Source organism: Oleiphilus sp. HI0123 (genome assembly GCF_001635315.1).
In genome coordinates this window covers 1-8,230 of sequence record NZ_LWGE01001268.1, presented here as the reverse complement: position 1 = coordinate 8,230, position 8,230 = coordinate 1, and the positions used below count along the sequence as shown (strand labels likewise).

General features: G+C 43.7%; 7 protein-coding genes. 2 read left to right on the top strand and 5 right to left on the bottom strand.

Annotation, left to right across the window (positions count from 1 at the left end):
* The 4 genes from A3761_RS15020 to A3761_RS15005 form a co-directional block, all read right to left on the bottom strand.
* Positions 1–1,474, bottom strand: a 1,474-nt coding sequence (locus tag A3761_RS15020) for a hypothetical protein (RefSeq protein WP_197473058.1), incomplete at its 3' end; no start/stop codon positions are given.
* Positions 1,474–2,394 carry an ATP-binding protein gene (locus A3761_RS15015; RefSeq protein WP_068515035.1) on the bottom strand — a complete coding sequence of 307 codons (921 nt, stop codon included), beginning with the start codon at positions 2,392–2,394 and terminating at the stop codon, positions 1,474–1,476. The genes A3761_RS15015 and A3761_RS15020, both read right to left, overlap by 1 nt.
* Complete coding sequence (locus A3761_RS15010) at positions 2,391–4,262, bottom strand: hypothetical protein (RefSeq protein ID WP_068515030.1); 1,872 nt, start codon at positions 4,260–4,262, stop codon at positions 2,391–2,393. The genes A3761_RS15015 and A3761_RS15010 overlap by 4 nt, the downstream gene beginning before the upstream one ends.
* A complete protein-coding gene (locus A3761_RS15005; protein ID WP_068513285.1) occupies positions 4,232–4,927 on the bottom strand; it encodes a TnsA endonuclease N-terminal domain-containing protein in 696 nt (231 codons plus the stop codon). Before A3761_RS15005 ends, A3761_RS15010 begins: the two co-directional genes overlap by 31 nt.
* 210 nt (positions 4,928–5,137) lie before the next feature.
* Here A3761_RS15005 and A3761_RS15000 point away from each other — a divergent pair, with 210 nt between their 5' ends.
* Positions 5,138–5,914: a tyrosine-type recombinase/integrase gene (locus A3761_RS15000; protein WP_068515027.1), complete on the top strand. Its 777-nt coding sequence runs from the start codon at positions 5,138–5,140 to the stop codon at positions 5,912–5,914.
* A gap of 170 nt (positions 5,915–6,084) precedes the next feature.
* Complete coding sequence (locus A3761_RS14995) at positions 6,085–6,636, top strand: PEP-CTERM sorting domain-containing protein (RefSeq protein ID WP_068515024.1); 552 nt, start codon at positions 6,085–6,087, stop codon at positions 6,634–6,636.
* A 253-nt stretch (positions 6,637–6,889) separates the two neighbouring features.
* Here the strand turns inward: A3761_RS14995 and A3761_RS14990 are convergent, their stop codons facing one another.
* Positions 6,890–7,666, bottom strand: coding sequence for a site-specific integrase (locus A3761_RS14990; RefSeq protein WP_068515018.1), 777 nt, complete (start codon positions 7,664–7,666; stop codon positions 6,890–6,892).
* Between the last annotated feature and the right edge of the window lie 564 nt (positions 7,667–8,230).

Sequence of the window (8,230 nt, the reverse complement as noted above, 5' to 3'; positions counted from 1 at the left end):
GATAAGTTATTATACTATCCTCACGGCACGTATCTAGATCCAATACATCATTAAACACTGTCAACATGGGAGGGGCTAAAGAACGGTACTCTTGTTGAAATAGACCACATTTGCAAGCTTCTATTGCCGGCCAATCTAATGCTTTGATCTTATTTAGTACATCTTCTTTGGATAAACAGAATGATAACTCGTCTGCAGATCCAGAAAATGAGGCGATCGATACTAGATCTTCGGTCTCGTATTCATCACCGTGTTTTAGCCTGTAGGTCTGCGAGTACTCAAAATCCTTTGTGTTCAAAGTTTGTTGAAAATGAATAGCATATCGAAGCAGGGCATAGAGCAAAGCATCGAATGCACGAGGTACAATAAAGTGACGGAGCGCATGACTTTCAAATAAGGGAACGATAGTGAATGCTTTGACGAGTCGTTGTATAAGCGTGTAGCAACCAGCCCATCCGGTTTGTTTAAGGAACAGAGGGGTCATCTCTTCTAAGCTTTTCTCCAGCACCTTAGCACTGTGGAAGTGAGACGTTAATGTAAACATAAGCATTAGCCATACGCTCAGTGCGAAACAAATAGGGCAAGGTGGCGATAACGCCTGGAAATGGTTGATCGAAAGATATCGATAGGATTGAATTGAAAGCAATCGATGCTGTTTAAGCAAACCGCTAATTAATTTCAGACGTGACATACCATACTCTAAGACTAACGTTTCTAAATCGTGAATTTGCTCAAAATATCGGTCACGATGTGCTTCTGTATCATACGACTGAAGATAAAATGTGACGCTAGAAATTTTGCTCACCTCAACGCCATGAATTGCTCTTAGCTGCTTTTTCTTGCACCAACCTGCTTTGCAACATATTGCCCAAAAATCCGGATGCTCCGGCGAAAATCGTGATGGATATGGGAACGACAATCCCAATTTCTGTATTAGTCTGTCCTCGTCACCAAGCTTCATGCGAAGTTTTTCATCAATGTTAGTGATCAGGTTAGTCAAATAGCCAACCGTCGAGTCAATTTTTTCTGCTAGGGATGCCTGGCCCTCGATGATTGAGGCGAGTGTTTTTTCAATGCGGTCATCCCTACCTCGACCACATTGAGGACAATGGCGCGTAGCAATTTCCTGTCGTGTTTTGGGATATGGGGAGTGGCAGCGCGAACAAGTACTTCCTAAGGTCGTATCATGAATGGGGCAATTCGTTAACCAAGGATAATCATAGATATCGCTATGATAGAAAAGCGCACTGCATTGTGCACAATGACGTAAGGCTGGTTTGAATTTATGGCGGTTTAGATCAGCATGCGTCGCAAAAATCGTTTGATCATTACCTTGGCGTATATCGCGCATGAGTAGTCCAGGATTGGCCATGCACTGAATACGCCAGCGTCCCCATTGACTCAAATAGGGTAGCCAAAAGAAACGACCTTGATTAACGAGATAGTCGTCGGGTAAATACTTATTCACGATCATCAGATCCCCGCCACATAAAAGGCCTCAGTAATAAGGGCATCGTCATAGTCGTGAACAACCGTCAACCGTGGCAAGAAGTCCATTAGAAGAATGTCTAGGGTCGCTCGACAGATTTCCATGGTTAGTTGTGACTCTTCCTCTTGGCAGAATTGATCACAATAAACACGCCAGATGTCGCTAGCCATATTGACGAATCGCCAGCCTTGTTCGACTGCTCGGGGTAGAAAGTACGCGGTAAAGCTGGGTCCATTGTCGGGGTAGGTAAAGGAATCATATTGAGTCAGTATCTCCCTGAGTGCTGACTCAGACTGCACGCCGTAAAACGATGTGTGTTGACGAAAGAAGCGCCCGTATATATGGTCATTTGTCGATTGGTGAATTTGATCTAAGAGTTGATTAGACTCATTCTGATTACCCACGAACACCGACATTAGTCGGATTCTAGCGGTTTCAAATGCATCAAAAATCTCAGAAAACGCGTACAGTTGATCCAGACTTAATCGCTGCATTTCATCGACAATCAGAACGATCTGATAAGTTTGATAAAGGCTAACTAAATCCAAGGCATGTTGTACGAAGCGTGCGGCCAAAACATCCGATGAGTCGGATTTCGATACAGGCACATTGACGCTCAAGCATAGATTGTTAAAGACGCCTCGTATGGTTTTTATATCACGACGATTGATGGAGGTATAGATCACCGGAACGCGACGTTGTTGACGATTACGCAAGCGATCAACGAGACGACGTACGGCAAAGGATTTTCCAATTCGTGCCGGCCCAATAATATAGCCGCCGGTTCCTCCGGTCCATAGCCAACGTTTCACTGTTTCCTCTAATTGGAGCGATGCTTGAGTATCGAATACGACCTCTAGCGGTGTATCGATGAGGGGGTGAAAAGGCATTTCCTGGGACGTCATGATGGTTCTCCAGGATGGCTAAAAGCCGTCTGACTAGACCATGTGGCATTGGCTTTAGCTTGGCGTTTCGCTTTTACACGTTCTGGCTGATTGAGGTCGAGGGCGTCGCCGTTCGATTGAAATGTAGTGGCTACGTGTAGCAGTCTCAACGCATGCTTTGGTTCCTGCTTGTGTTTAAGTAGATAGTGCAGTAATCCCGCTAAGGGATCACGCGCCTGAATTTTATCGTGGCGAATTAATTTGTTGATGTATTTTCGGATCGTGATGGAGTGGGGGAATCGTTGCCAGGAACGTGAGCAGGTTGCTACGCCGATAGGCCTGCCCATTTCGGTGTCGACCTCAAACTTGCGAATATCACGCGCATCCATATTCGCGTAGACATGTGTTTCGCTTGGCGCTAATCGAGCGAGGTCGCCAAGGTAGTAATGCACGCGTTCAAAATACAAATAACATTGCCCGCTGTCGCGATTTCGCTTAATGGGTAATCGTAACCGGAGGCGGAACGGGTTGCGTGGCACGCCAATGTCTTCAGAGACACTGGGGTGCCAGTGATGTTGCCATTGATGCGCAAACAACGTTAGAGGGGAAGATCCGGCATTTCTTCCGCCTTTACTTAGTACGTTATGTTGAGTCAACACAATGCTAAGCGCTTCTTCAAACGTTTGCAGACTGATGGCAGGAGGTTTAGTTCGGTTTTTTGCATCTTCTCGCTTAGGGTCACGCGGATGCGATCCTGTCGTCGAAGGTAATTTATGACTATGGTGGCGATTAATATAATCAAAGGCACGTTCAACTTCACTCCGCGCGACAGGATGTTTCGGATGCCCAAACTCAAGGGTCGCCCCTTGATCAACGACAACAAGCTGTTCAATCGCCTTTGCGTGATGCATCCAGGCATTGTCAAGTGCAATGCGTTCGAATACAAGGGGCGATAAGTCAGGTAAGGACGATGGAAAAGTGGCACCCGGGTCGTAAGTAAATAAGGGGGAAGTGAGTGTCATCGGCTGCCAAGATTGCAGACAGTTATCGAGTAGTGTCTGTAGATCGAGGGCACTAGGATGGTCTGTGAGTGATAGGTGGTATCCAAGATAACACGAAGAGGCCACGTCTACTGCGATTAGTAAAGTCGCGCGAGCTAATCGCAGAGGGATTAATTCATCATTTAAACAGAGAGTCAGCCGTCCCTGGAAATCAATGACCTGCTCATCAATTTCGACACGATCCATGACCTGCAAAGGGGGCTGGCTGGCTGGAAATTTCATTCGAGCTGTGCGCTCTCGTGCTTGAAGCGCATTCGCGAGCTTTTTATGAATATGACGACGTAAGGATTCGTAACCGTACTTATTTGTGGTATAGGGGTAGCGATCGTGTGGCCAGTGTGCATCGACCAGACACTGTTTGTACATGCCAAAAATGGAATGAAGTAATAAGGTTGGTGCGTATCGTGCTTTTTTCAAGTGCGCAGCAATAGCCTCATCGATCATGACTTCGATACTAGGCAGTTCGCTGAGCAAGGCTTGAAACGCCCCTTTTTCACCGCTAGGTTTGAGCACGCTTGGCAGCGCAATAAGTCGTTCATTTGCTTTGAGATGTTGATGGGGAATTAGCGCTTTTGTCAACGGCCATTGACCGTCATGATCCTCGGTAAAACAACGATTAAGTAACTGAGTGATCCGGCCAGGGGATAAGGCGACACGCTCTGCTACGTGGTTAAGTGCGTCGCCATTTAGTACGCAACAAGCTACTTGTTGGTTACGTAGGAACGTACTTCGCACAGAAACCGGTAAGGCATCGACCTCAACCAATGGCCAATTATTGTAATCGTAGTAGTGCGGCGCTAGCGCGAGGGCATGTCGCCAACGGGACATCGGGATAACTCCAGATCATAACTGAGTCGACATTGGGTTAAATTCCCCTGAATTTTGCCGCGATGAAGTAGCCTGAATAAGGCAACTTCACTCATTGCGCGCGATTCACGGTCCAAAGGGTGTAACCAGTGACGTAAGGGGAAGGTCTGGCCTAGGGGCCACTCAAGCAGAATATTTAATTCGTGGTTGTCGGTGTTTACATGACGCGCACGATATAGCACGCGAACGATACGCCACCAATTTAATGCTTCCGTTTCACGTTCACGGGCTGATTCGTTGGCAATAAGTTCAAAGATTAGATTATGTAACTGGCAGAATGCTTTGAGTGCGGCAAGCTTTTCGTCATCCCATTCACCCCGCGGTTTAAGTTCGATAATGTAGCGACCATCACGTTTTAATACATAGGCATCGGGCCGATAGGGCACGCCTCGGTACCGAAGTTTTAGCGGTTGAGGAATGTAACTAACCACGCGAGGGTCGCCTTCTTGCAGGGCAGCATATAGGTACTCGTCATAGGAGTGAAATTCAGCGGCACCGGGATATTTGATCATTGCTTGGAGGCGACATTCGACCGCCGTGCGAAATGCGCGACCGTTGGTATGTTGTTGTGGCACTAAACTCTCAGCGGTGACAAGTCGCGCTAATCTTAGCTGCTCTCGCGTCATGTACACATCCTCAGTAGACCGAAGAGACTGTTATTTTACGTGGTAAACAACACATAAAAATAGCCTGTATTTCTGCACCAATAACCCATACATTGGTACATAGTTACTATACCTTTGTTTCTAATGGTTATTTGTTCTAGTAAGAGTGCTGTTTGGCTAAAAATAGTGGCTATAATTACCTTTAACTTGCTCCAAAATTAGGAGGCAAAAATGGAACACTTATTTGAAAAACCAAAGCAGTTATTTGAATACCGTGTTTTTGCGCAAAACCGTGAAACTTCAGGTTACCTATGCTCTTACACTTGGAATGAGTTAATCGACCATAGAGCATCGCTCTTCAACATTGATAGTAAGTACCCAAGATATTTGGTAAAGCCAGAGATATTGACGCTACTTAATAATGAAAAATATTTACCCAGAAGGTTGTTGTTAGATTTAATGTGGAGTACTGGAGCAACTGTTTCTGAAGTTCTAGGTTTAAAGCGTGAAAGCTTTAAACGGTCAGGAAGTGTTATTTTGAAGCGGCTTCATAGTAGGGCTGGGAGGCCCACAAAAGCTCAGCAAGAAATGATCTCATCTCGATCTATCTCAATTAAAGATTCGGATCTAAAAGATCGTATTGAGTCTTACATTATTGGAAACCAAATTAAACACAATCAAAGACTTTTCGGTGTGGATCGACATACTGTAAATCGTCATATACATAAACTGGTCGAACGTTCGGGAGGCTCCCCCTTTAATATAACCGCTGAAACCTTTAGACATAGCTTTGCAGTGCATCTAATGCTCTCGGGAGTACCTCAAACTAGAATCAGAAAACTTTTGGGCTTAAAAAAGTACCATCAAATAGAAAAATATGAAAGAGCCATTCCCGAAGATGTTGATGATGTTTTAAGAGGTGTACTAGATAATTACCAATACCTGTGTCTTTATCTTTCTGAAAGCGGACGTTGGCGGTTTTTGTTTACTTTGGTCAAATTAGGCTAGTAATAGCTCTCTTAAGTCATAGCGTTAACATCATGTAATTTTTTGTAAACTTATGCTACATGAGTCACGGATTGCATTAGTGAATGATGTTTAAATGGACGTCCATTTTTTACGTACGTCAATCTATTGCCGGTGAAGTGTGTCGGCAGAATTTAACAAGGAAATTGTTTATGTCTAAGTTACTATGCGGTCTAGCAGCCGGTATTCTAGTAATCAGCTCTACAACAGCTAACGCTGGATTAATTGGAGATACGGTAGATATTAAAGACAGGTTTGGCACACAATCAGCCGTTGTCGGGGCAGGGAGTGAGACGCGCACAGGTGGGTATGGTTTTGGAGTAAGTCATTTTATCAACTTGTCGGACAACGAGCTCTCAATTGGACTGGTTAATAGCTCAGCGACTCAGTGGGACTGGTCTGGATCAAATGGTGATTTCTGGGAAGTTCTAAATATGGATTCTGTTGTAGACTCTTCAGCAGTAATTTCAGGTTTTTCACAAGTTACAGGCCATTCTCTATATAGCTTTGATACATCGTTTTCAGACCACGGTATCCGAGTTGATATGGCAGGATTAAGTCCTTTTAGCATTGCTTCCGGGGATTTCGTTAGCTTTGATTTTTCCTTTGACTTTAAAGCGGTTAGTGTTCCTGAGCCAGCTACATACTCGCTGCTAGGTCTCGGGCTTCTAGCTATGGGGTTTGCGCGTCGTAAAGCTAAATAGTAGTCCAGAGTTTAGCGCAGCAGCAGCTCGGGGGAAGCCCTGAGCTTCCTCGAGAGATAAGGCTTAAGAAGCAACTTTCTTAAGGCTCTTCCTTTTTTGAATGGCGGCGATACATAGCTGTAATTACTTCGAGTTCTATGAAGGCTCATTTTCGAGCTATGTCAGTCATCGATCTTATTGTATAGCAGATTACTAAATGAATAGGGCGTTATCTTGGGTTAAATTGTATTGTTATTCCTTAACGAACAGCTTGTTAATTCTTATTCAGATTTTTTAGCGCATCATTAAGCATTTCCTCTGGCGGCTCTTCATATATAAGAGTTGTTGAGGCGTTTACATGCCCAGCAATTTTCTGAGCCACTTTAACTGACTTCTTCTGTTTATGGATCACATCTGTTATCAGTGAACGGCGACCACTATGTGAACTTGCTTTCTCGATCCCGGCCCAATTTCGGAGCATGAGAGCCATATGTTCCTGAAGTGTATTAGGAGAGTAGGGGCCACCTTTCTGGGTGATAAAGAGTGGATCACCAGGCTTTAGGTGTGATTCTTTTGATATACGAATTTGTAAATACTCAGTAAGAGCCCGCCTCAAATCAGTATCAACCATGGGAAGATCACGGGATTTACCTTTATGTTGTTTCACAGGAGGATAGAAATCTTCAGGGTTTACGTCAGCACCTACCTGAACCAGTTTTTCAACTTGACGTATCATTTGATCAAATGCTGACTTCTTAAAGCTGATGGTTTTGCGCTCATATTTACTCTTTGAGCGTTTCATGGCATCAGCGCCTTTCGTATACGAGGCGGGTAAGGTCATCACCTGAAGTAATGTGAAGTCGCAACGAGAAGTTAGTTGTGCAATCTCTTTTATTTGTAGCAAAGCAATCTCTTGCGCTCGCAATCCGAGCTTGAAACTGATTTGCATAATTGCAGTATTTTTCTCTGGATGACGGTTTTGCAGAATAACTTCGAATAAATGATGCTGTTCGTCTAAAGAGGGTACACGAGCTTGTCCATTTTTAGGCATAAATCAACCTTGCAAACAAAATCCGTAATAATGGGAATTTAACGGATTATAGGGCTATAAACAGAATTTATACACTTTACTTTTGATTCTATAGAGGTGTTACTACTAAGGATTATATAAATAAAATGTCAAAGCCTGCAGTAAAAAAAGGCACTTACAAGAGTTTTGCCTTCAATTACCCCAGCCGGTGGTAATTACCAATTTGATAGGTAATTCTTGGTAATTTATGTACTCTTATTAAAACACGCTTTGGCGAAGCGCTGTTTATAACGCACTTTTGTATTAAAAGTGCACCTCCTCAGCAAAAAAAGAGAATCCCTTTTAGTGCATACTTGAGAACACACCATACGTTGTAAAACATGCACATTCAAAATCAAAATACTCGAATATTGGTAATCCAGATAATATCAAAAACTGCTTTAACTGAAAAAAGCACCCTCATAAGTTAGTTTGCCCAATTTATAGATATAGTTGTAATTTTAGCTTTTTAGTTGCAAAAGTTTAGTTCTTTAGTTGCTCACCCACAAGTACCAGTCAATTACGCTTCACCAGAATATATAAGTG